Genomic DNA, 23018 nt, shown 5'->3' with positions numbered 1-23018 from the left:
AAGAATGCGAAGAAAAACGATACGGGTTTCATCAGGGTGTCCATAAATTGCGTAACGGTAAAGTAACCGCTGCAATTTCATTCTGTCAACAAAAAACGCGCCCGCAGGCGCGTTATCAGCGTTTTGACATCTTACTCTTCTTCAGCTTCGACTACGCTAAGATCTTTCACGCTAGCGGAGGCGCGGCGCGCTTCTCCCTTGTGCTGAACTTTGTTCAGCTGGCGCTCCAGTTTGTTGATCAGATCGTTGATAGCCGTATACATATCTTCATGCTTGGCGCTGGCGACCAGCGGACCGTTAGGCGTATTGATGTTGGCATCAGCGACAAATTCTTTTGGCTCTTTTGACAGAACAATGTGGGGGTTAATCAGGTGGGTTTGCCACTTCTCAAGCTTGGCCAGACGGTCTTCAACATGCTGACGAATGGCCGCAGTAATATCCATTTGCTTACTGGTAATGTTCAGAACCATAGTGCTTACCTCTCTGTCATTTCCGTCTTGGTACTTAAGCATAGCGTGAAAAAATCTAAAATGCGTGATGTATGTCACATTTTATTGTCACTTTTTGTCAGGAAATAAAAACTGTGTTGCTGGTAAATCATGGCGACGGCAGAGATGAGAGGAGGAGGGCGGCGGCGAGTGGAAATGAGGTGAACAGGGTTATGTTAGTCTGTTGACGCGGAGAATGTATCGGAAAAGCCATTCAAAAAGGGCCACGCTAAACTCAACATGACCCCTTTATTGGGCTATAGGAGCAATCGAATCGCTCCCATATACTTACGGCCCACCCGCAGCCGTTGTCTGGCGTAAGACTCAGGCTTGATTAGCGGCAATAATTTTAGCTACACGCTCGGCTTGTGAATTCAGCTGCAGTTGGCGGTATGCATTTTCCATGAGTGGCAGAGCTTTGTGAGTCGCCTGGGTATCCGGGTAATCTTTCAGCATCTGTTCTACGCGATTAACCACTGCAACATAAGCCCCGCGTTTAGTGTAGAATTCAACCACGGAGAGCTCATATTTTGCCAGGCGGTCTTTCAGGAACACCAGGCGCTTATGTGCATCGGTTGCGTACTGACTGTTTGGATAGCCGCGCAGCAGCTGCGAGAAGTCTTTGAAAGCATCACGCGCATGGGTCGGGTCTCGATCGGAGCGGTCGATACCAAAGAAGCCCTGCAGTGCGCTGTCGTCCAGCGCCATATCCGTCAGACCACGCATATAAATGACGTAATCAATGTTCGGATGGGTCGGGTTCAGGCGCATAAAGCGGTCAATAGCGGCCTGTGCCAGCGGCAAATCGGCATTTTTGTAATAAGCGTAGATCAGATCAAGCTGAACTTGCTGGGAGTATGGGCCGAACGGATAGCGGTTATCGAGCGCTTCCAGTTGCGTTATTGCTCCTTTAAAGTTACCGTCCTGCAGTTTTTGCTGGGCAGTGGCATAAATCTCGGAAGGTGGGCTGTCAGGCACCACATCCTTGGAGCCGGAACATCCAGCTAATGCCAGGCTCAACGTGGCTGCAGCCACCAGATATTTCATACGCGTCATGACGATTTGCTTATCCTCAGAGTGTTATTCAGGAAGCTGTCCGTTAAGCTTCATGTAGTGACCAGGTACGATAGCACATTATATTAAACGGCATCGCCGTGAAAACCCAACGTTAACAAAGAAGCTGCTTATTTATGGCACAACAAGTAAAACTCAATGCAACGGTATCCGAATCGCAACTCGGACAACGCTTAGATCAGGCTTTGGCCGAATTGTTCCCTGATTATTCACGTTCTCGCATAAAAGAGTGGATTCTCGACCGGCGCATTACCGTCAACGATACAATAATCGATAAACCGAAGGAAAAAGTCCTCGGCGGCGAGCAAATTAGCATCGATGCAGAAATCGAAGAAGAGGCCCGCTGGGAAGCACAGGATATCCCTCTGAACATCGTTTATGAAGACGACGATATTCTGGTGATCAATAAACCGCGTGATTTGGTGGTGCATCCCGGTGCAGGGAACCCTGATGGCACCGTGCTTAACGCCTTGTTATACCATTTCCCCGCCATTGCCGACGTTCCTCGTGCAGGTATTGTGCACCGTCTGGACAAAGATACCACCGGTCTGATGGTGGTAGCGAAAACCGTTCCGGCACAAACACATCTGGTCGATGCCTTACAACGCCGTGAAATCACCCGTGAATATGAAGCGGTAGCGATCGGGCGGATGACGGCAGGCGGCACGGTCGATCAGCCGATCAGCCGTCATTCGACCAAGCGTACGCATATGGCAGTGCACCCAATGGGTAAACCTGCCACGACCCACTACCGCATCATGGAGCATTTTCGTGCACATACGCGGCTGCGGCTGCGTCTGGAAACCGGTCGTACTCACCAGATCCGCGTTCATATGTCGCATATCAGCCATCCGCTGGTAGGCGATCCGCTGTACGGTGGTCGTCCTCGTCCACCAAAGGGGGCATCGGAGGCTTTTATTACCACCCTGCGGGCTTTCGATCGTCAGGCGCTTCACGCGACGATGCTGCGTCTTTACCACCCGATTTCCGGAATTGAGATGGAATGGCATGCGCCGCTGCCGCAGGATATGGTCGATCTGATCGATGCCCTGAAAGCGGATACCGAAATGTTTAAAGAGCAGCTGGACTGGTAATGGATCTCATCGTACCGCAGTGGTCCGCTCCTGCTAACGTCCGTGCGGTAAACAGCACGCGCCGGGGCGGCATCAGTCAGGCCCCCTGGGATAGCCTGAACCTGGGCGCTCATGTTGGTGATGAGTTGCAGCATGTGCAGATGAATCGTCAGCGCCTGTTGGAGTTTGCCGATTTGCCCTCAATGCCACAATGGCTTGAGCAGGTACACGGCACCGATGTCTTAACGCTCGACTGGAAGGTTCCTTCCTCACTGCGTGCTGATGCCGCCTATACCTGCACGCCTGGCGTAGTCTGTGCGGTGATGACAGCGGACTGCTTGCCGGTCTTGTTCTGTTCGCTGGATGGTCGGGAAGTGGCTGCGGCTCATGCCGGCTGGCGCGGCCTGTGTGACGGCGTGTTAGAAGCCACGATAAGTGCGTTTTCTGCCCCGCCATCGCAAATTGTTGCGTGGTTAGGCCCGGCGATTGGTCCGGGAGCATTTGAGGTTGGGCGCGAAGTTCGCGAGGCATTTTTGGCTAAGGATCGGGCAGCTACGGCCGCTTTTCGTCCCCAGGGAGAAAAGTTTTATGCCGATCTCGGACTCCTTGCAAAACAACGTCTGGAAGCCTGCGGAGTGCGCCAGGTCTGGGATAGTGGCCAATGCACCCTGACGCTTCGTGAGCAATTTTTCTCCTACAGACGCGATGGTGTTACCGGGCGTATGGCAAGTTTGATCTGGCTGATATAACCTAGCGCCATAAGACGGTCTGGAATGGTGTTTTTTTCTCCAAAATATCCGGTCATTTAACTTGAAAATTTGAGGATTGACCTCATTTAATCTCCAGTAGCAATTTGACCTGATAGGGGGAAATTATGCGTCTGGATCGTCTTACTAACAAATTCCAACTGGCCCTTGCCGATGCCCAGTCTTTGGCTCTTGGTCGCGATAATCAATTCATCGAACCTCTGCACCTGATGAGCGCGCTTCTCACTCAGGAAGGAGGATCCGTTGGCCCTTTACTGACCGCCGCAGGCATCGATCTTTCTTCACTGCGTCGCGCCATCGAACAGGCCATCAGCCGTCTGCCACAGGTAGAAGGCGCTGGTGGTGACGTTCAACCCTCTGCCGACCTGGTCAGGGTACTTAACCTGTGCGACAAACTGGCGCAGAAGCGCAAAGATAATTTCATTTCATCAGAGCTTTTCATCCTGGCGGCGCTTGACTCCCGCGGATCGCTGGCGGATTTGCTGAAATCCCACGGTGCGACCAGCGATAAGCTGTCCAAATCCATTGACCAGATGCGCGGAGGAGAAAACGTGAACGATCAGGGTTCAGAAGATCAACGTCAGGCATTGAAGAAATATACGGTCGATCTGACCGAGCGTGCCGAACAGGGCAAGCTCGACCCGGTGATTGGTCGCGATGAAGAGATCCGCCGCACCATTCAGGTGCTACAGCGCCGTACTAAAAACAACCCGGTGCTGATCGGTGAGCCGGGCGTAGGTAAAACCGCCATTGTTGAAGGCCTTGCCCAGCGGATCATTAACGGCGAAGTTCCTGAAGGACTGAAGGGGCGCCGGGTGCTGTCCCTGGATATGGGGGCGCTGGTGGCCGGGGCAAAATACCGTGGTGAATTTGAAGAACGGTTGAAAGGCGTGCTTAACGACCTGTCCAAGCAGGAAGGTAACGTCATACTGTTTATTGACGAGCTGCATACCATGGTAGGCGCAGGAAAAGCCGATGGCGCAATGGATGCTGGCAATATGCTGAAACCCGCGCTGGCGCGTGGCGAGCTGCATTGCGTTGGGGCAACCACGCTCGATGAGTACCGTCAGTATATTGAAAAAGATGCTGCGCTTGAACGCCGTTTCCAGAAAGTCTTCGTTGCCGAGCCCAGCGTGGAAGATACCATCGCCATTTTGCGTGGACTGAAAGAACGCTATGAGCTGCATCATCATGTGCAGATCACCGATCCGGCTATCGTGGCGGCGGCGACGCTGTCGCACCGCTATATTGCCGATCGTCAGCTGCCGGATAAGGCGATTGACCTGATTGACGAAGCGGCATCGAGTATCCGCATGCAGATCGACTCGAAGCCGGAGTCGTTGGACCGCCTGGAGCGGCGCATCATCCAGCTTAAGCTGGAGCAGCAGGCGCTGAAGAAAGAATCCGACGATGCCAGTATCAAGCGTCTTGAGATGCTCGAAGGCGAACTGAACCAGAAAGAACGTGAATACTCCGAGCTGGAAGAAGAGTGGAAGGCAGAAAAAGCATCGCTTTCCGGTACCCAGCATATTAAAGCTGAGCTGGAGCAGGCGAAACTGAACATGGAACAGGCTCGCCGCCAGGGCGATCTGGGCCAGATGTCTGAACTCCAGTACGGCAAAATTCCAGAGCTGGAAAAACAGCTGGCGGCAGCAACCCAGTCCGAAGGCAAAACCATGCGTTTGCTGCGAAATCGTGTCACGGACGTTGAGATTGCCGATGTGCTGGCCCGCTGGACCGGTATTCCGGTGGCGCGCATGATGGAAGGTGAACGCGACAAGCTGCTGCGTATGGAGCAGGAGCTGCATACGCGGGTTATCGGGCAGCAGGAAGCGGTGGAAGCCGTATCGAACGCCATTCGTCGTAGCCGCGCCGGGCTGGCCGACCCTAACCGACCGATTGGCTCATTTCTGTTCCTCGGCCCGACAGGGGTAGGTAAAACTGAGCTGTGTAAGGCGCTGGCTAACTTTATGTTCGACAGTGACGATGCCATGGTACGTATTGATATGTCGGAGTTTATGGAAAAACATTCGGTATCGCGCCTGGTGGGGGCTCCTCCGGGGTACGTTGGCTATGAAGAGGGGGGCTATCTGACCGAAGCAGTACGCCGCCGCCCGTATTCAGTGATCCTGCTGGATGAAGTTGAGAAGGCACACCCCGATGTATTCAATATCCTGTTGCAGGTGCTGGATGACGGACGCCTGACGGACGGGCAGGGCAGAACGGTCGACTTCCGTAATACGGTGGTCATCATGACCTCTAACCTGGGTTCCGATCTGATTCAGGAACGTTTTGGCGCGTTAAGCTATGGCGAAATGAAAGAGCTGGTGATGTCGGTGGTTAGCCACAGCTTCCGTCCGGAGTTTATTAACCGTATCGATGAGCTGGTGGTATTTCATCCGCTGGGTGAACAGCATATTGCTTCTATTGCGCGGATTCAGCTGCAACGACTTTATCAGCGCCTGGAAGAGCGTGGCTACACGCTGCATATTTCAGATGCCGCCCTTCAGCAGTTGGCAGAAAACGGCTACGACCCAGTATATGGTGCAAGGCCTTTGAAGCGAGCAATCCAACAGCAGATTGAAAACCCGTTGGCACAGCAGATCCTTTCCGGGGCGTTACAGCCTGGTAAAATCATCGAAATGGATGTGAAGGATGGGGTTATCGTGGCCCATCAGTCATCATGATAAGCAACAAAAATGGGCCACAGGCCCATTTTTGTTTATTAAAGCGGCAAAAAAACGTCTAATAATGGTTTTTTGGCTGGAATTTGAACGGTTGGAAAGTTTTTTGCGATTAACCCTTGTCAGCCTTCAGAAACTCCCTATAATGCGCCTCCATCGACACGGAACAACGGCTTACAGGCCAGCGTGTTGAGAGGTTCAGGAAGTTCTGAATCGCCGGAAAAACTTCTCAAAAAGAGGTTGACTCCGAAGGAGGAAAGCGTAGTATACGCCACCTCGCGACAGGAAGCTCCGGCACTGTTCGCACCGCTCTTTAACAATTTATCAGACAATCTGTGTGGGCACTCGCAGGATTGATATCAGACACTTCCGGGTGTCAAAAAAATATCAAGCCTCATGAGTGAACACATAATGACATTCATTATGACGTTTTACGATTGAGCATCGCTGAACTTGTTTCAGCAAATCGAACTTTTAATTGAAGAGTTTGATCATGGCTCAGATTGAACGCTGGCGGCAGGCCTAACACATGCAAGTCGAACGGTAGCACAGAGAGCTTGCTCTTGGGTGACGAGTGGCGGACGGGTGAGTAATGTCTGGGAAACTGCCCGATGGAGGGGGATAACTACTGGAAACGGTAGCTAATACCGCATAACGTCTACGGACCAAAGTGGGGGACCTTCGGGCCTCACGCCATCGGATGTGCCCAGATGGGATTAGCTAGTAGGTGGGGTAACGGCTCACCTAGGCGACGATCCCTAGCTGGTCTGAGAGGATGACCAGCCACACTGGAACTGAGACACGGTCCAGACTCCTACGGGAGGCAGCAGTGGGGAATATTGCACAATGGGCGCAAGCCTGATGCAGCCATGCCGCGTGTATGAAGAAGGCCTTCGGGTTGTAAAGTACTTTCAGCGGGGAGGAAGGCGATGGGGTTAATAACCCCGTCGATTGACGTTACCCGCAGAAGAAGCACCGGCTAACTCCGTGCCAGCAGCCGCGGTAATACGGAGGGTGCAAGCGTTAATCGGAATTACTGGGCGTAAAGCGCACGCAGGCGGTCTGTCAAGTCGGATGTGAAATCCCCGGGCTCAACCCGGGAACTGCATTCGAAACTGGCAGGCTAGAGTCTTGTAGAGGGGGGTAGAATTCCAGGTGTAGCGGTGAAATGCGTAGAGATCTGGAGGAATACCGGTGGCGAAGGCGGCCCCCTGGACAAAGACTGACGCTCAGGTGCGAAAGCGTGGGGAGCAAACAGGATTAGATACCCTGGTAGTCCACGCCGTAAACGATGTCGACTTGGAGGCTGTTCCCTTGAGGAGTGGCTTCCGGAGCTAACGCGTTAAGTCGACCGCCTGGGGAGTACGGCCGCAAGGTTAAAACTCAAATGAATTGACGGGGGCCCGCACAAGCGGTGGAGCATGTGGTTTAATTCGATGCAACGCGAAGAACCTTACCTGGCCTTGACATCCACGGAATTCGGCAGAGATGCCTTAGTGCCTTCGGGAACCGTGAGACAGGTGCTGCATGGCTGTCGTCAGCTCGTGTTGTGAAATGTTGGGTTAAGTCCCGCAACGAGCGCAACCCTTATCCTTTGTTGCCAGCGATTCGGTCGGGAACTCAAAGGAGACTGCCGGTGATAAACCGGAGGAAGGTGGGGATGACGTCAAGTCATCATGGCCCTTACGGCCAGGGCTACACACGTGCTACAATGGCGCATACAAAGAGAAGCGACCTCGCGAGAGCAAGCGGACCTCATAAAGTGCGTCGTAGTCCGGATCGGAGTCTGCAACTCGACTCCGTGAAGTCGGAATCGCTAGTAATCGTAGATCAGAATGCTACGGTGAATACGTTCCCGGGCCTTGTACACACCGCCCGTCACACCATGGGAGTGGGTTGCAAAAGAAGTAGGTAGCTTAACCTTCGGGAGGGCGCTTACCACTTTGTGATTCATGACTGGGGTGAAGTCGTAACAAGGTAACCGTAGGGGAACCTGCGGTTGGATCACCTCCTTACCTGAAGATACCTTCCGGCGCAGTGTCCACACAGATTGTCTGATGAAAAAGTAACGAGCAGAAAAACCTCTACAGGCTTGTAGCTCAGGTGGTTAGAGCGCACCCCTGATAAGGGTGAGGTCGGTGGTTCAAGTCCACTCAGGCCTACCAAATTCGCACTCATGCGGCGTTATGTACTCGGTCGTTTACTCTAAGTAAACTTCCCTCATACATGCCTTGCCTGAGCACGAATTACATTGTTTTTATTAACGAAAAACAATGTGACTCCTGGTAGAAAAAGGTTTCTGTAAGACCGTATGGGGCTATAGCTCAGCTGGGAGAGCGCCTGCCTTGCACGCAGGAGGTCAGCGGTTCGATCCCGCTTAGCTCCACCATATGGTTTTTCTATTTCAATACTTCAGAGCATACTGTCTAACAGTATGCTGCGAAGTATTATGCTCTTTAATAATCCGGAACAAGCTGAAAATTGAAACGACGTGTCGTATTCATTCTCCGTAATAAGAATGAAATCAACGATACGTTCGAGTCTCTCAAATGCTTACGACCGACACACGTCTTTCGGGACGCTTGTGGGTTGTGAGGTTAAGCGACTAAGCGTACACGGTGGATGCCTAGGCAGTCAGAGGCGATGAAGGGCGTGCTAATCTGCGATAAGCGTCGGTAAGGTGATATGAACCGCAACAACCGACGATACCCGAATGGGGAAACCCAGTGCAATCCGTTGCACTATCATGTCATGAATACATAGTGGCATGAGGCGAACCGGGGGAACTGAAACATCTAAGTACCCCGAGGAAAAGAAATCAACCGAGATTCCCCCAGTAGCGGCGAGCGAACGGGGAACAGCCCAGAACCTGAATCAGTTTGTGCATTAGTGGAAGCGTCTGGAAAGTCGCGCAGTAAAGGGTGACAGCCCCGTACACAAAAATGCACTTGCTGTGAGTTCGATGAGTAGGGCGGGACACGTGACATCCTGTCTGAATATGGGGGGACCATCCTCCAAGGCTAAATACTCCTGACTGACCGATAGTGAACCAGTACCGTGAGGGAAAGGCGAAAAGAACCCCGGCGAGGGGAGTGAAACAGAACCTGAAACCGTGTACGTACAAGCAGTGGGAGCACCTTCGTGGTGTGACTGCGTACCTTTTGTATAATGGGTCAGCGACTTATATTCTGTAGCAAGGTTAACCGTATAGGGGAGCCGCAGGGAAACCGAGTCTTAACTGGGCGTTAAGTTGCAGGGTATAGACCCGAAACCCGGTGATCTAGCCATGGGCAGGTTGAAGGTTGGGTAACACTAACTGGAGGACCGAACCGACTAATGTTGAAAAATTAGCGGATGACCTGTGGCTGGGGGTGAAAGGCCAATCAAACCGGGAGATAGCTGGTTCTCCCCGAAAGCTATTTAGGTAGCGCCTCGTGAACTCATCTCCGGGGGTAGAGCACTGTTTCGGCTAGGGGGCCATCCCGGCTTACCAACCCGATGCAAACTGCGAATACCGGAGAATGTTATCACGGGAGACACACGGCGGGTGCTAACGTCCGTCGTGAAGAGGGAAACAACCCAGACCGCCAGCTAAGGTCCCAAAGTCATGGTTAAGTGGGAAACGATGTGGGAAGGCACAGACAGCCAGGATGTTGGCTTAGAAGCAGCCATCATTTAAAGAAAGCGTAATAGCTCACTGGTCGAGTCGGCCTGCGCGGAAGATGTAACGGGGCTAAACCATGCACCGAAGCTGCGGCAGCGACGCTTATGCGTTGTTGGGTAGGGGAGCGTTCTGTAAGCCGTCGAAGGTGTGCTGTGAGGCATGCTGGAGGTATCAGAAGTGCGAATGCTGACATAAGTAACGATAAAGCGGGTGAAAAGCCCGCTCGCCGGAAGACCAAGGGTTCCTGTCCAACGTTAATCGGGGCAGGGTGAGTCGACCCCTAAGGCGAGGCCGAAAGGCGTAGTCGATGGGAAACGGGTTAATATTCCCGTACTGGGCGTTACTGCGAAGGGGGGACGGAGAAGGCTATGTTAGCCGGGCGACGGTTGTCCCGGTTTAAGCGTGTAGGCTTGAGTTCCAGGCAAATCCGGAACTCTTTAAGGCTGAGGCGTGATGACGAGGCACTACGGTGCTGAAGTAACAAATGCCCTGCTTCCAGGAAAAGCCTCTAAGCATCAGGTAACGACCAATCGTACCCCAAACCGACACAGGTGGTCAGGTAGAGAATACCAAGGCGCTTGAGAGAACTCGGGTGAAGGAACTAGGCAAAATGGTGCCGTAACTTCGGGAGAAGGCACGCTGGCGCGTAGGTGAAGCGACAAGCTCGTGGAGCCGAAGCCAGTCGAAGATACCAGCTGGCTGCAACTGTTTATTAAAAACACAGCACTGTGCAAACACGAAAGTGGACGTATACGGTGTGACGCCTGCCCGGTGCCGGAAGGTTAATTGATGGGGTTATCCGCAAGGAGAAGCTCTTGATCGAAGCCCCGGTAAACGGCGGCCGTAACTATAACGGTCCTAAGGTAGCGAAATTCCTTGTCGGGTAAGTTCCGACCTGCACGAATGGCGTAATGATGGCCAGGCTGTCTCCACCCGAGACTCAGTGAAATTGAACTCGCTGTGAAGATGCAGTGTACCCGCGGCAAGACGGAAAGACCCCGTGAACCTTTACTACAGCTTGACACTGAACATTGAGCCTTGATGTGTAGGATAGGTGGGAGGCTTCGAAGCGTGGACGCCAGTCTGCGTGGAGCCAACCTTGAAATACCACCCTTTAACGTTTGATGTTCTAACCTGGCGCCGTGATCCGGCGTGGGGACAGTGTCTGGTGGGTAGTTTGACTGGGGCGGTCTCCTCCTAAAGAGTAACGGAGGAGCACGAAGGTCAGCTAATCACGGTCGGACATCGTGAGGTTAGTGCAATGGCATAAGCTGGCTTGACTGCGAGAGTGACGGCTCGAGCAGGTGCGAAAGCAGGTCATAGTGATCCGGTGGTTCTGAATGGAAGGGCCATCGCTCAACGGATAAAAGGTACTCCGGGGATAACAGGCTGATACCGCCCAAGAGTTCATATCGACGGCGGTGTTTGGCACCTCGATGTCGGCTCATCACATCCTGGGGCTGAAGTAGGTCCCAAGGGTACGGCTGTTCGCCGTTTAAAGTGGTACGCGAGCTGGGTTTAGAACGTCGTGAGACAGTTCGGTCCCTATCTGCCGTGGGCGCTGGAAGATTGAGAGGGGTTGCTCCTAGTACGAGAGGACCGGAGTGAACGCACCGCTGGTGTTCGGGTTGTCATGCCAATGGCATTGCCCGGTAGCTAAGTGCGGAAAAGATAAGCGCTGAAAGCATCTAAGCGCGAAACTTGCCTCGAGATGAATCTTCCCTGACTCCTTGAGAGTCCTGAAGGGACGTTGAAGACTACGACGTTGATAGGCCGGGTGTGTAAGCGCAGCGATGCGTTGAGCTAACCGGTACTAATGACCCGTGAGGCTTAACCTTACAACGCCAGAAGCGTTCTGGGTTGTGTTGAGAGACGTAAAGATATTTTCAGCTTGTTCACCGGAATCGAGTCCGAAGGATTTTGCGCTGAGGCAAGGCGGCAACCGAGACGGCATGAAGGAGCATACATCAGTATGTGACAGAGTGACGCGAGGGCGGCCAACGCGGCATCAGCGCAAAAGACACAGGACAGAGCACAAAGAATTTGCCTGGCGGCTTTAGCGCGGTGGTCCCACCTGACCCCATGCCGAACTCAGAAGTGAAACGCCGTAGCGCCGATGGTAGTGTGGGGTCTCCCCATGCGAGAGTAGGGAACTGCCAGGCATCAAATCAAGACCAGTTATCTGGTCGTGACTTTACCCCTGACAAGGTAAAGGTGATACACCTGAAATCAGACGTTTTCTGATATCAGTACAGAATCGGTGGAGCGGTAGTTCAGTTGGTTAGAATACCTGCCTGTCACGCAGGGGGTCGCGGGTTCGAGCCCCGTCCGTTCCGCCACTAAAAAAAGAAACCCTGACTCATAAGAGTCAGGGTTTTTTTACATTCGAAATCCGTAATTTGCCCGCTTTACGTACTATCCCATCTCAATCGACAGCCACTGATTGAAACCCGGGCATAAAGCCCCTATAACAGAAGAATAGTCAGCCCATTCAGTTGCAACAGTGCAGGCGGTAACGTGCGGAAAAAAACCTATGCCATGAGATATGTAGCAGGTCAGCCAGCGGAGCGTATATTTCCTCCTGAGGCGCTGCTGCATGTTGGGGCGGAATTAGAGCCGTGCGTGCCGTTAATCCACGGCTCCCGTCTGAAAGTATTGGTTTGGAATATCTTCAAGCAGCAACGTGCAGAGTGGCTGTCGGTATTACAAAATTTCGGCAAAGATGCGCATCTCGTTCTGTTACAGGAAGCGCAAACCACACCGGAGCTGGTGCGTTTTGCCACCACACATTATCTGGTTGCCGACCAGGTTCCTGCCTATGTACTGCCACAGCATCCTTCAGGAGTGATGACGCTGGCTTCAGCGCATGCGGTTTACTGTTGCCCTTTACGCGAGCGCGAGCCGCTGTTACGCCTCTCTAAGTCAGCGCTTGTCACCGCCTATCCACTTCCAAACGAGCAGGTATTGATGGTGGTTAACATTCATGCGGTGAATTTTAGTCTGGGTATTGACGTGTACAGTAAGCAGCTGGGGCCGATAGGTGAACAAATTATTCATCACAAGGGCCCGGTGATCATAGCCGGCGATTTTAACGCGTGGAGCCGTCAGCGGATCAATGCGCTTTATCGTTTCGCACGGGAAATGGGATTGCGTGAGGTACGCTTTACTGACGATCATCGACGTAAAGCTTTTGGTCGCCCGCTGGACTTCATTTTCTATCGCGGAATGGGGGTGGCAGAAGCATCTGTACTGGTCACTCGCGCATCCGACCATAATCCCCTGCTGGTTGAATTTGACGTCCATACATCGAAGAGTTTGAGCTAAGCGACTATTGTCACCTCGGCACATCGCGGCATCGAAAAGCAAAGTGGGCAGGCCGCACGATGCGCCTGAAGCAGGCGTGCTGGATATCTGCATTTGCAACGCGCTTCGTGGCGAGAGCTCAACGTCGGCGGGTAGCCGTTTTTACCAGTGACTAGTCCTGGTTTAAGCTGACACCTTCAGCCAGCCATCAGGCGTTTTGTATTATAGCGCCAGATGCGGATGCTCTCCGTTGTAAATCGCGATCGACTCTACCGCCATTTTATTTGTCTCATGCAGATCTGCCGGGCAGTGCAGGAGAATTCCGTTTTCAGTCTCCTGTTGACTCTTTCAGCCAGCGCATTCTGATAACAATCGTCACCACCGATCATTGAACGAGTTATTCCCTGTTTTTGATGCATAGCCTGATACTTTGTCGAGCCCCCCTGTCTGAATGATGTATCAGTTTCAGTTGACCTCGCCTGTGCCGTAAGGCACAGCGAAGCGCCGCATAACCAAGGCTTTCATAAACGTGGTAGCCCATGATTTTACGTGAGTAGGCGTCAGTTATCAGACTCAGATAAACCACATCACTCCGGGTTGGAAGATAAGTAATATCTGCAACCCACGCCTGTTCAGGACGGCTAATCACCACCTGGTCTGGCCCCTTTTTTAGCAGGTTTGGATGCCTGCGGAAGCGGTGATGACTGTGAATTGTTTTGTGATATGCACGCTTGCAGGGAACCTGCGTCCGGTGTTCAGACAGCAGTCTGAACAGCCTGTCGCGTCACCTTTTCCGGGCTGCCTGCATCTGGCTATGAAGCAGGTATTCAGGACGGGTCACGGCCATAAAAAAAGCCCGCTTGAGCGGGCTTTTTAACAACATATGTACACAAGAGTCAGAATGACTAGCTGTCAGGCGTGGGATTGTCCTTAACGAACAGTGTCAGCTTGTCTCCGGGCCGGATATTTTGCGCATTACGGGTGTCACCATTCCAGCGCACAACATCTTTAATGTTTACGCCGTGACGTTTTGCAATACTGGCCAGAGAATCACCCTTACGTACCTGATAGGTGATGCTGTCGCCGTTATCTGCCAGCTGCGTACCGGCATTGTTGCCTAAGGTTAAAGTCTGACCCGGTTTAATATTGCTACCGCGTAAGTTATTTGTACGCTGCAACTGGTTGACCGGAACGCCAAGGCGTTTGGCAATGCCTGAAAGCGTATCGCCGTTACGCACCTTATAAGATGCCGGAGAAACGCTGTTCTTAGCCAGAGAGGTTGGCTGCACTGCGGCGATATCTCCGGTTGCCAGCGAATCACGCAATTTAGCAACGTTAGACTTCGGAACCATAATGTAGTGAGGACCATTAGGTGCCGTTGTTCCTCGGCGATAGCCGGTATTAAAGCTTTGCAGCTTGCTTAACGACATACCCGCCATATCGGCTGCCTGCGTCAGTTCAATCTGCTGGCCAACGTCAACTCGCGCCAGAGCACGCGTTCTGTTAGGGGTTGGCAGACTCACACCGTAACGCTTGCTGTTTTTGAGGATCTGCCCCAACGCCAGCATTTTCGGCACATAAACCGTCGTTTCTTTAGGAAGAGCAAGTGACCAGAAGTCCGTAGGTCGCCCTTTCGCCTTATTGCTCTTCATGGCTTTGAGCACGCGCCCTTCACCGCTGTTGTAGGCGGCAACGGTCAGCAGCCAGTCACCATCAAACATATCGTTAAGGCGTTGCATCATGTCGAGAGCGACCTTGGTCGATGCAACGACGTCACGCCGTCCATCGTACCATTGAGTCTGCTTCAGGCCATAATTTCGTCCCGTTTGCGGCACAATCTGCCAGATGCCGGCGGCATTTGCAGATGAGGTCGCATGTGGGTTAAAAGCGCTCTCCACTATGGGTAGTAGTACCAGTTCCATCGGCATTTTACGTTGCTTAATCTGCTCGACTATCCAGTACATATACGGCTCTGCCCGTAATGTTACATCGTGGAGATAGCTCTTATTACTCAGGTACTTCTGTTTCTGTTCGCGTATCCGGTAATTATCCGGAACCTTCATCTTCAGCTCGTCGCTAATGAAATTCCACAAATCTTTGTCTTGCGCAAGGGAGGTTCCATCATCCTGCCAGCGCGGCGACAACATATTATCTGTGTACTGTCCATTTTCACTTTGACTTGCCGAAGACAAACTCTGTGCATGCTGTTCCGGGATATGGGCATCGTGCCGTGACGCCTGACACCCGACCAGCAAGACCGAGGCGAGTAAGATCGCTTTAGCCTTCATGTTTGTGTCAATAGTTCGCTTAAAAGACGAGCAATAATACGTGGTCGACCCCGACAACACAACCTTAAATCTCAAAAACTGTCTTTCTTCTCGCGTAGAGTCGCAAAAATCTCCCACTCGTCAAGATGATCGGGCTCTGTGCTAATTAACCGTTGTAATTCAACATCTTTGGTGCGTAAAAAAACATTTATTTTACGTTCGAGCTCCAGTTTTGTCGGCAATGTTATGCCATTTTTCGAGCGTAACTCCTTAATTTCATGGTAATAGCGAGCTATCTCAGTATCTTGCGGATAAAAAGTATGGGAAAAGGTCAGGTTCGATAAGGTATATTCATGCGCACAGCAGACCAGCGTATCGTCAGGAAGCTGATTAAGTTTCTGAAATGATTCAAACATTTGCTTAGCCGTGCCTTCGAAAAGTCTGCCGCAGCCTGCTGAAAAAAGCGTATCCCCACAAAAAAGGTAAGGATGGCTGAAATATGAGATATGTCCTAAAGTGTGGCCAGGTGTGGCAATGATGGTAAAGTCGAGGCCCAATACATGGATACGATCGCCATCGCCGACAAGTGAATTAGCACCTTTGTGACTCGTTTCCTGTGGGCCATAGACGGTTAAATCAGGGTAGTGAGACAAGAGTTCGGCGACGCCGCCCACATGATCATGATGGTGATGGGTCAGCAAAATCGCCTGCGGTTGCCACTGATTTTCTGTTATCGCACGCAGTACCGGCGCCGCTTCTCCGGGATCGACAATCAGACAGCGGCCAGAATCATCATTTAAGGTCCAGATGTAGTTATCCTGCAGGGCTGGAATGCTGGTAAGATTCATATTCACCTCTTTATATGCGCACGATGGAAAAGAAGATGGTAAAGCATGAAGCCTGCTAAAACACGCCAAATCCGCCATGTGCCTGAATCCTGGTCGCAGATCCCCTGTGGCGAATATTACCGAGATGCACTCTCGCATCAGCTCCGCCCTTGTCTTGCCAAGATTTTTGGCTTTCATCTGTTGAAGATAGGCGGGCTCAGTGCAGAAATTGATACTGAATGCTGCGCGATAGCCCATCAGGTCAACGTGGGTATGACCGGGGAGCCGATGCAGGTTCTCGCCGATCCGATAAGTCTGCCATTTGAGTCAAAATCGGTGGATGCCTGCCTGTTAGCACATACCCTGGCATGGAGCAGTGACCCCCATCGTCTTCTGCGCGAGGTGGATCGCGTGTTGGTTGATGATGGCTGGATTATTCTCAGCGGTTTTAACCTTTTCAGCGTATTGGGGATAGGCAAACTGATACCGGGCCTCCACCGTCGTGTTCCCTGGAATAGCAAAATGTACAGTCAGATGCGCCTACTGGACTGGCTTAGCCTGCTAAATTATGAGGTGATACAGCGCACGCGATTGCAAGTGTTGCCCTGGAGTCGTCAGGGCGGAAAGATGATCAGCACGCATCTCCCCGCACTGGGCTGCATCAATCTGATCGTGGCACGCAAGCGCACTTTCCCACTGACTAAGAACCCGGCGAAAAACATGGCGAGAAAACGGCAGCTGCACGCCGTGGGCGTCACCAGCCAATAGCGCGCCCTTGCCGCCGCGCCATATCGTTCGGCTGCGATCCACAAAAATCATGCCTCAGACGTGTAGCCAACATCATCTAAGGTCGGGTTCCCAGCTGCGTTTCGCGCCAGCTCATCACAGCGCTCGTTTTCAACATGGCCAGCATGTCCTTTTACCCATTTCCAGGTGATATCGTGATGGCTGAGCGCGGCATCTAATCGTTTCCACAGGTCGACATTTTTGACCGGCTTTTTGTCGGTCGTTTTCCAGCCGCGTTTTTTCCAGTTATGGATCCAGCTGGTGATCCCCTGGCGGACATACTGGCTGTCGGTGCTCAGCACTACGGCACAGGGCTGCGTCAGCGCTTCCAGCGCCACGATCGCCGCCATCATTTCCATGCGGTTATTGGTCGTCAGGCGAAAACCGGCGCTGAAGATTTTTTCATGTTTACCATAACGCATAATCGCGCCGTAACCACCGGGACCCGGATTGCCCAGACACGAACCGTCGGTGAAAATTTCTACCTGCTTAAGCATCTCTGGTAGACTCCCTGTAGAAAAAACGCCAAGTCTGACATAAACGGGTCCTATGAGCACAGTAAATACAACGCGTCAGATCGTACTTGATACCGAAACCACCGGTATGAATATGATCGGTGTCCACTATGAGGGGCATCGCATTATCGAAATCGGTGCTGTTGAGGTGATCAACCGCCGTCTGACCGGCAATAACTTCCATGTTTATCTCAAACCCGACCGGCTGGTCGATCCGGAAGCGTTCGGCGTACACGGTATTGCCGACGAGTTCCTGCTGGATAAACCGACCTTCGCGCAGATCGCCGATGACTTCCTCGCCTATATAAACGGTGCGGAGCTGGTCATCCATAATGCCTCGTTTGATATCGGCTTTATGGATTATGAGTTTGCCAAATTACAGCGTGGGATTGCGAAAACCGACACCTTCTGCAAAATCACCGACAGCCTGGCGATGGCGCGCAGGCTGTTTCCCGGCAAGCGCAACAGCCTGGATGCGCTCTGCTCACGTTACGAGATAGATAACAGCAAACGTACCCTGCACGGCGCGTTGCTTGACTCCGAAATTCTGGCGGAAGTCTTCCTGACGATGACCGGCGGGCAGACCTCGCTGGCATTCTCAATGGAAGGGGAGCGGGGAAAGCAGCAAGACGGTGAAACGGTTCATCGGATCGCACGTCCGTCTTCCGGCCTGCGCGTGGTGCGCGCCAGCGAAGAGGAACTGTTCGCCCATGAGGCACGGCTTGATCTGGTGGAGAAAAAAGGCGGCAGCTGCCTGTGGCGTCCACGGGAAATTGAAGGCTGATCCCGCTTCACCGCGTGTTACGTTGAAAAAAAGAACAGTTGACCGTATATAAACGAAAAATCGTTGACGAAGTTCACCTGGCCCCGTAATATCCGCCTCGTTCCCGACGGGGAACACAGCGCGGAGCGGTAGTTCAGTTGGTTAGAATACCTGCCTGTCACGCAGGGGGTCGCGGGTTCGAGCCCCGTCCGTTCCGCCAAGTATCCAGAAAGGCCGATTCTCACGAATCGGCCTTTCGTCGTTTTATTCTTCCTGCAACGCAGTGCTGCGGGCATAACCCTGCGTTCCGCGCCTGGCCACCTCATCACGCGCCACCCAGCGGTAGATACCGGCACCGAGCGCCGCGCCGATAAACCAGCTGAAGTTGGCGACCATATGCAGGGAAGGGGTAAAGCTGATTGCGAGACCCACGGCTACCGCAGGCAACAGCGCCGCAATGGCTTTCGGATTAAAGCCACCGTGATACCAGTATTTACCCTGAGGCGTATCGTTAAACAGATCGTCGACGGAAATTTGGCTGCGTTTGATCAGATAAAAGTCCGCCAGCAGGATGCCAAACAGCGGCCCGATACAGGCTCCCAGCACATCCAGCGTATAGTGGATCAGCTCCGGCGACTGGAACAGGTTCCACGGCGTCAGCAGCACAGAACCCACCGCGGCGATCATGCCACCGGTACGGAAGCTAATTTTCTGCGGCGAGCAGTTGGAGAAGTCAAACGCCGGAGAAACGAAGTTGGCGACGATATTGATGCCGATGGTCGCGGTGATCATCGTCAGCAGGCCCAGCGCCACCGCCAGATCGTTGCCGACCATGCTGGCTGTCTCAATCGGATCGGTGATCATGCGGCCAAACAGCGACTGCGTACCGGAAACGATAACCACGGTCACGATGGCAAACAGCAGGAAGTTAAACGGCAGTCCCCAGCGGTTACCCCGGCGCACCTCTCCCATACTTTTAGCGTAGCGCGAGAAGTCACCGAAGTTCAGCAGCGGGCCGGAGAAGTACGAAACGACCAGCGCCGTGGCGGTAATCATCTGCCATACCTGCTCACTGCCGGACAATGCCTTACTTGCCAGCGTAAACGAAATGCCGTCAAAACCGGTTTTGTATACAATCCAACCGGCCAGCGCCCCCATCACCACGTAGACGGCCGGACCAGCCACATCAATAAAGCGTTTGATCGCATTCATGCCATGCCAGAACACCATCGCCTGTAACAGCCACATCGTTGCGAAGCAGATCCAGCCAAGTTGCGACAATCCAAACCATGATGTGTGCGTCAGTGCAGCCAGCCCCGGCCAGAACTTCAGGGAAACCAGCATCAGCGCATTAGACGCCAGCCAGGTCTGAATACCGTACCAGGCAAAGGCGATCAGGCCACGGATCACCGCCGGGATATTCGCACCAAACACGCCGAATGCCTGGCGACAGACCACGGCATAAGGCACTCCGGTCATCTGGCTTGGTTTCGCCACCAGGTTAGCGCACAGCTGAACAATACAGATACCGGCCAGCAGGCACAGCAGCACCTGCCAGCTGGCGAGCCCGAGGGTAAAGAAGCTGGCGGCAACCACATAGCCGCCCATACTGTGTACGTCGGACATCCAGAAAGAGAAAATATTGTACCAACTCCAGTTCTGGTCACGGGTCGGTGCCAGATCCTCATTACACAGGCGTGGACTGTAGTTAGCAGCGGTGCCGGGTGCCGCTGGTGTGGAAGAATGTGGACTGTTTGGCATGAAACCTGCTCCTCTGTTTGAGCTATCTGTAAACTGGCTTGAAAGAGACATTGCAGGAACCGGGCCAGATCGAAATTTCATGTATACAAAAATAATAATTACTGTGTACGATTCTGGCGGTCAATCAGGTTGAGTGAGGTCGGGCATGAAGAGTGAAAGCGGGCTGAAAATAGCCTCAGAGCTGGGCGGCAGTGATGAACCCATCTATCAGGCGCTGATGACGGCTATCGTAGAACATCAGCTGCCGCCGGGCAGCAAACTGCCGGAAGAGGCGTTGTGCGAAGTATTTGGCGTCAGTCGTACCGGCATTCGCAAGGTGCTACAGCGCCTTGCGGCGGTGCAGATGGTCACCCTGACGCCCAAACGTGGTGCACAGGTTGCCACGCCAACGGTTGAAGAGGCGCAGGATATTTTTCACACGCGCAGTCTGATTGAATGTGCGAATTTGCCGCAGGTGTTGGCTCACTGTCAAAGTCCGCACCTGGCCGCGCTGGAGAAGCTTAACCAGCAGGAGCAGCAGGCGCATGATAACCATAATGGTGCTGCGGCCATTCGTCTGTCTGCCGCTTTTCATATTCAGCTACAGGCGATAGCGGGTAATCAGGTGCTGGCCGACATCGTCACGCGCCTCACCCGGCGATCCTCGCTGGTGGTTGCCGCCTACGGCGCGCCCTGGCAGCAGGGTTGCCGCTGTGACGATCACGATCGCCTGGTGGTACTGCTGCGGGAAAGATCCCTGGCTAAACTCACTGACGCACTACGGCAACATTTCGATCATATCATCGCCAGTCTGCGTTTTGAGCGCGGGGGTGAAACGCTGCCGGACTTTGCCCGGCTGTTCGCAGTCAAAGGAGTAAGATGATGGGTAACAAACGGATCATTCAGGTCATCAACCCGAACACCAGCAGGGCGATGACGGCAACCATCGGCGCGGCAGCGCGGGCGGTGGCGGCGGCAGATACCGAGATACTGGCGGTATGCCCAGGTCAGGGCGTGCCCTCCATAGAAGGGCATTTTGATGAAGCGATAGCCGCTATCGGCGTGTTGGAACAGGTTAAAGCCGGGCGTGCGCAGGGAGTTTGTGGGCATGTGATCGCCTGTTTCGGCGATCCCGGCCTGCTGGCGGCGCGTGAGCTGGCACAGGGGCCGGTGGTCGGCATTGCCGAGGCCGCGATGCACATGGCAACCCTGGTCGCCACGCGCTTTTCTATCGTCACGACCTTGCCGCGCACGCTGATCATCGCGCGCCACCTGCTGCAACAGTATGGGTTTGAACATCACTGTGCGGCGCTGCACGCCATCGACCTGCCGGTACTGGCGCTCGAGGATGGCAGCGGGCTGGCGCAGGAAAAAGTGCGTCAACGTTGTATACAGGCAATGCGTGAAGACGGCAGCGGGGCTATTGTTCTCGGCTGCGGCGGCATGGCCGACCTGGCGCAGGATCTGACGCGTGAGCTGGGCCTGCCGGTGATTGATGGCGTCACGGCCGCGGTCAAAATGGTGGAGTCGCTGGTCGCATTAGGCCTCGGCACCAGCAAGCATGGCGATCTCGCCTTTCCACTGAAAAAAAACCTGTCGGGTCAGTTTGAATCTCTGAGCTGAAAGTTCGTACCCGTTTGCTTTTCCGCCGCTAAGGACCGTTATTATGAGTAGTTCCCCGGAAAAAAAAGAGTACAGCTTCAATAAAAACTACCCGCGCGATCTGCGCGGCTACGCGAATGAACCGCCGCACGCCGCCTGGCCCGCTAAGGCAAAAATTGCGGTCCAGTTTGTTCTGAATTATGAAGAGGGCGCAGAGAACAGCGTGCTGCACGGCGATGCCGGCAGTGAGCAGTTCCTCTCAGATATCATCGGCGCGGCCAGCTACCCTGAGCGGCATATGTCGATGGAGTCGCTGTATGAATACGGCTCGCGCGCCGGTTTCTGGCGCATCCACAATGAATTTCAGCGGCGCGGTCTGCCGCTCACGGTGTTTGGCGTGGCGATGGCGCTGGCGCGTCACCCGGAGATTGTCGCGGCGATCAAAGAAGCGGATTACGATGTGGTCAGCCACGGCTGGCGCTGGATCCACTATCAGGGGCTGGATGCGAAAACCGAACGCCAGCATATGCAGCTGGCGCTGGATACCCTGACCGATCTGTTTGGCAAAACGCCGACCGGCTGGTACACCGGGCGCGACAGCCCCAATACCCGACGGCTGGTGGTGGAACAGGGCGGCTTAACCTATGACAGCGACTACTACGGCGACGACCTGCCGTTCTGGACGCGGGTCACCTGTCAGGACGGCACGGTTAAGCCGCATTTGATTATCCCCTACACCCTGGAAACCAACGATATGCGCTTTGCCACGGCGCAGGGATTCAATACCGCCGAGCAGTTTTATACCTATCTGAAGGACAGTTTTGACGTGCTGTATGAGGAAGGGGAACATGCGCCGAAGATGTTATCAATAGGGATGCACTGCCGCCTGCTGGGGCGTCCAGGGCGTTTCCGCGCGTTGCAGCGTTTCCTCGATCATATCCAGAAGCACGATCGGGTCTGGATCTGTACCCGTCAGCAGATTGCCGAGCACTGGATGGAAACGCATCCGCCTGAAGTGTGATCATGAGTAAAAGTGCCTGCCGGATCGTCAGCAGGCAATGCGTGATTAATGGATCTGCGTACTGCCATCATAGTGCTTAAGAGCGGACTGGATATTGCAAGGCGGATCGACAAAAATACATTTCACCTGGCCCGCATACAGCGCCAGCAGGTTATCCCCTTGTATTATCATATTGTCTTTGGACGGCGTACCCAATCCGGCCTCTTTTTGCAGCAGAGGGTAAGGCACGGCTGTACTGACGGCTTTAGCCTGATTTCTATTGACCCAATCCAGAAATGGCATAGCGGTATCTTGTCCCTCGGTTAAACTTGCGTAACATGATACCTTAAAAGCGGTTTTTTTCAGGCCGCAGCCTGCTGGTTATCCGGGATAAGTTCATCGTATCCGGGCAAGAATTGATACAGTAGGGCTAACGGAAAATCACCTAAATACATCATTATAATT

At 53.4% G+C, this 23018-nt stretch carries 16 protein-coding genes, 4 tRNA genes, 3 rRNA genes, 1 pseudogene and 1 other annotated feature (1 of these 25 only partly in view); of the genes and pseudogenes, 16 read left to right on the top strand and 8 right to left on the bottom strand.

The features are described from left to right. Positions 1-33 (bottom strand) — a sequence feature (Phe leader region) (it extends 101 nt beyond the left edge of the window). Positions 34-131: 98 nt separating this feature from the next. Together raiA and bamD are read right to left on the bottom strand one after the other, a co-directional pair. Continuing rightward, positions 132-470, bottom strand: coding sequence for a ribosome-associated translation inhibitor RaiA (gene raiA, locus ETA_RS14415; RefSeq protein ID WP_004155959.1), 339 nt, complete (start codon positions 468-470; stop codon positions 132-134). A gap of 342 nt (positions 471-812) precedes the next feature. Continuing rightward, positions 813-1544: an outer membrane protein assembly factor BamD gene (gene bamD, locus ETA_RS14410; protein ID WP_012442354.1), complete on the bottom strand. Its 732-nt coding sequence runs from the start codon at positions 1542-1544 to the stop codon at positions 813-815. 134 nt (positions 1545-1678) lie between these two features. Between bamD and rluD the strand changes: the two genes are divergently transcribed. The 10 genes from rluD (at position 1679) to ETA_RS14360 (ending at position 13074) form a co-directional block, all read left to right on the top strand. After that, on the top strand, positions 1679-2656 hold the full coding sequence (rluD, locus tag ETA_RS14405; protein ID WP_012442353.1) for a 23S rRNA pseudouridine(1911/1915/1917) synthase RluD: 978 nt from the start codon (positions 1679-1681) through the stop codon (positions 2654-2656). Then, positions 2656-3384, top strand: coding sequence for a purine nucleoside phosphorylase YfiH (gene yfiH, locus ETA_RS14400; protein ID WP_012442352.1), 729 nt, complete (start codon positions 2656-2658; stop codon positions 3382-3384). Before rluD ends, yfiH begins: the two co-directional genes overlap by 1 nt. A 125-nt stretch (positions 3385-3509) precedes the next feature. Beyond that, complete coding sequence (gene clpB / locus ETA_RS14395; RefSeq protein WP_012442351.1) at positions 3510-6089, top strand: ATP-dependent chaperone ClpB; 2580 nt, start codon at positions 3510-3512, stop codon at positions 6087-6089. Between the two features lie 472 nt (positions 6090-6561). Next, positions 6562-8101, top strand: a 16S ribosomal RNA gene (locus tag ETA_RS14390). 73 nt (positions 8102-8174) lie between these two features. Continuing rightward, positions 8175-8251, top strand: a tRNA-Ile gene (locus ETA_RS14385). Positions 8252-8399: 148 nt separating this feature from the next. Then, positions 8400-8475, top strand: a tRNA-Ala gene (locus ETA_RS14380). Between the two features lie 206 nt (positions 8476-8681). Then, a 23S ribosomal RNA gene (locus ETA_RS14375) occupies positions 8682-11588 on the top strand. Between the two features lie 208 nt (positions 11589-11796). Further along, a 5S ribosomal RNA gene (gene rrf, locus ETA_RS14370) occupies positions 11797-11912 on the top strand. The 16S, 23S and 5S rRNA genes sit together here with 3 tRNA genes alongside, the layout of an rRNA operon. Positions 11913-12012: 100 nt before the next feature. Continuing rightward, a tRNA-Asp gene (locus ETA_RS14365) sits at positions 12013-12089 on the top strand. A gap of 178 nt (positions 12090-12267) precedes the next feature. After that, positions 12268-13074, top strand: coding sequence for an endonuclease/exonuclease/phosphatase family protein (locus ETA_RS14360; RefSeq protein ID WP_012442350.1), 807 nt, complete (start codon positions 12268-12270; stop codon positions 13072-13074). A gap of 201 nt (positions 13075-13275) precedes the next feature. Here the strand turns inward: ETA_RS14360 and ETA_RS20470 are convergent. The 3 genes and pseudogenes from ETA_RS20470 to gloB form a co-directional block, all read right to left on the bottom strand. Continuing rightward, a pseudogene (locus ETA_RS20470) lies at positions 13276-13837 on the bottom strand (DDE-type integrase/transposase/recombinase); the annotation flags it as partial. 121 nt (positions 13838-13958) lie between these two features. Then, the gene (mltD, locus tag ETA_RS14350) at positions 13959-15341 is read right to left on the bottom strand and encodes a murein transglycosylase D (protein WP_042959087.1); all 1383 of its coding nucleotides are present in this window, start codon (positions 15339-15341) and stop codon (positions 13959-13961) included. A 71-nt stretch (positions 15342-15412) separates the two neighbouring features. Beyond that, a complete protein-coding gene (gene gloB / locus ETA_RS14345; RefSeq protein WP_012442347.1) occupies positions 15413-16168 on the bottom strand; it encodes a hydroxyacylglutathione hydrolase in 756 nt (251 codons plus the stop codon). Between the two features lie 45 nt (positions 16169-16213). Here gloB and ETA_RS14340 point away from each other — a divergent pair, with 45 nt between their 5' ends. After that, entirely contained in the window at positions 16214-16915 is a 702-nt protein-coding gene (locus tag ETA_RS14340; RefSeq protein ID WP_012442346.1) for a methyltransferase domain-containing protein, read from the top strand. A gap of 47 nt (positions 16916-16962) precedes the next feature. On the opposite strand, the gene rnhA is transcribed toward ETA_RS14340, so the two are convergent. After that, positions 16963-17490, bottom strand: a complete 528-nt coding sequence (gene rnhA, locus ETA_RS14335) for a ribonuclease HI (RefSeq protein WP_162012983.1) — start codon at positions 17488-17490, stop codon at positions 16963-16965. On the opposite strand from rnhA, the gene dnaQ reads away from it, so the two are divergent. Beyond that, a complete protein-coding gene (gene dnaQ / locus ETA_RS14330) occupies positions 17483-18232 on the top strand; it encodes a DNA polymerase III subunit epsilon (RefSeq protein WP_012442344.1) in 750 nt (249 codons plus the stop codon). The genes rnhA and dnaQ overlap by 8 nt on opposite strands. 122 nt (positions 18233-18354) lie before the next feature. Next, positions 18355-18431 (top strand) — tRNA-Asp (locus tag ETA_RS14325). Positions 18432-18475: 44 nt separating this feature from the next. Here the strand turns inward: ETA_RS14325 and ETA_RS14320 are convergent. Further along, positions 18476-19972, bottom strand: coding sequence for an NCS1 family nucleobase:cation symporter-1 (locus ETA_RS14320; protein WP_042959085.1), 1497 nt, complete (start codon positions 19970-19972; stop codon positions 18476-18478). A gap of 145 nt (positions 19973-20117) precedes the next feature. Here ETA_RS14320 and ETA_RS14315 point away from each other — a divergent pair, with 145 nt between their 5' ends. From ETA_RS14315 to puuE, 3 genes are read left to right on the top strand one after another with little or no spacing between them, the layout of a single operon-like run. Further along, a complete protein-coding gene (locus ETA_RS14315) occupies positions 20118-20834 on the top strand; it encodes a GntR family transcriptional regulator (protein WP_012442342.1) in 717 nt (238 codons plus the stop codon). After that, positions 20831-21574, top strand: coding sequence for an allantoin racemase (gene hpxA, locus ETA_RS14310; RefSeq protein ID WP_042959082.1), 744 nt, complete (start codon positions 20831-20833; stop codon positions 21572-21574). The genes ETA_RS14315 and hpxA overlap by 4 nt, the downstream gene beginning before the upstream one ends. A gap of 43 nt (positions 21575-21617) precedes the next feature. Continuing rightward, positions 21618-22574: an allantoinase PuuE gene (gene puuE, locus ETA_RS14305; protein ID WP_012442340.1), complete on the top strand. Its 957-nt coding sequence runs from the start codon at positions 21618-21620 to the stop codon at positions 22572-22574. 45 nt (positions 22575-22619) lie between these two features. On the opposite strand, the gene ETA_RS14300 is transcribed toward puuE, so the two are convergent. After that, entirely contained in the window at positions 22620-22856 is a 237-nt protein-coding gene (locus tag ETA_RS14300) for a restriction endonuclease StyLTI (RefSeq protein ID WP_042959080.1), read from the bottom strand. Positions 22857-23018: the final 162 nt, after the last annotated feature.

The organism is Erwinia tasmaniensis Et1/99 (assembly GCF_000026185.1).
Classification (GTDB): domain Bacteria; phylum Pseudomonadota; class Gammaproteobacteria; order Enterobacterales; family Enterobacteriaceae; genus Erwinia; species Erwinia tasmaniensis.
The sequence above is the reverse complement of the archived record's forward strand: the minus strand, read 5'-3'. Positions and strand labels throughout refer to the sequence as shown.

Bases quoted from the DNA above. Each gene is read 5' to 3' on its own strand.
- ETA_RS14300 (WP_042959080.1), bottom strand. From the start codon at position 22,856: ATGCCATTTCTGGATTGGGTCAATAGAAATCAGGCTAAAGCCGTCAGT.
- gloB (WP_012442347.1), bottom strand. From the start codon at position 16,168: ATGAATCTTACCAGCATTCCAGCCCTGCAGGATAACTACATCTGGACC.
- puuE (WP_012442340.1), top strand. From the start codon at position 21,618: ATGAGTAGTTCCCCGGAAAAAAAAGAGTACAGCTTCAATAAAAACTAC.
- dnaQ (WP_012442344.1), top strand. From the start codon at position 17,483: ATGAGCACAGTAAATACAACGCGTCAGATCGTACTTGATACCGAAACC.
- ETA_RS14320 (WP_042959085.1), bottom strand. From the start codon at position 19,972: ATGCCAAACAGTCCACATTCTTCCACACCAGCGGCACCCGGCACCGCT.
- ETA_RS14340 (WP_012442346.1), top strand. From the start codon at position 16,214: ATGAAGCCTGCTAAAACACGCCAAATCCGCCATGTGCCTGAATCCTGG.
- hpxA (WP_042959082.1), top strand. From the start codon at position 20,831: ATGATGGGTAACAAACGGATCATTCAGGTCATCAACCCGAACACCAGC.
- bamD (WP_012442354.1), bottom strand. From the start codon at position 1,544: ATGACGCGTATGAAATATCTGGTGGCTGCAGCCACGTTGAGCCTGGCA.
- rluD (WP_012442353.1), top strand. From the start codon at position 1,679: ATGGCACAACAAGTAAAACTCAATGCAACGGTATCCGAATCGCAACTC.
- ETA_RS14315 (WP_012442342.1), top strand. From the start codon at position 20,118: ATGAAGAGTGAAAGCGGGCTGAAAATAGCCTCAGAGCTGGGCGGCAGT.
- raiA (WP_004155959.1), bottom strand. From the start codon at position 470: ATGGTTCTGAACATTACCAGTAAGCAAATGGATATTACTGCGGCCATT.
- clpB (WP_012442351.1), top strand. From the start codon at position 3,510: ATGCGTCTGGATCGTCTTACTAACAAATTCCAACTGGCCCTTGCCGAT.
- mltD (WP_042959087.1), bottom strand. From the start codon at position 15,341: ATGAAGGCTAAAGCGATCTTACTCGCCTCGGTCTTGCTGGTCGGGTGT.
- yfiH (WP_012442352.1), top strand. From the start codon at position 2,656: ATGGATCTCATCGTACCGCAGTGGTCCGCTCCTGCTAACGTCCGTGCG.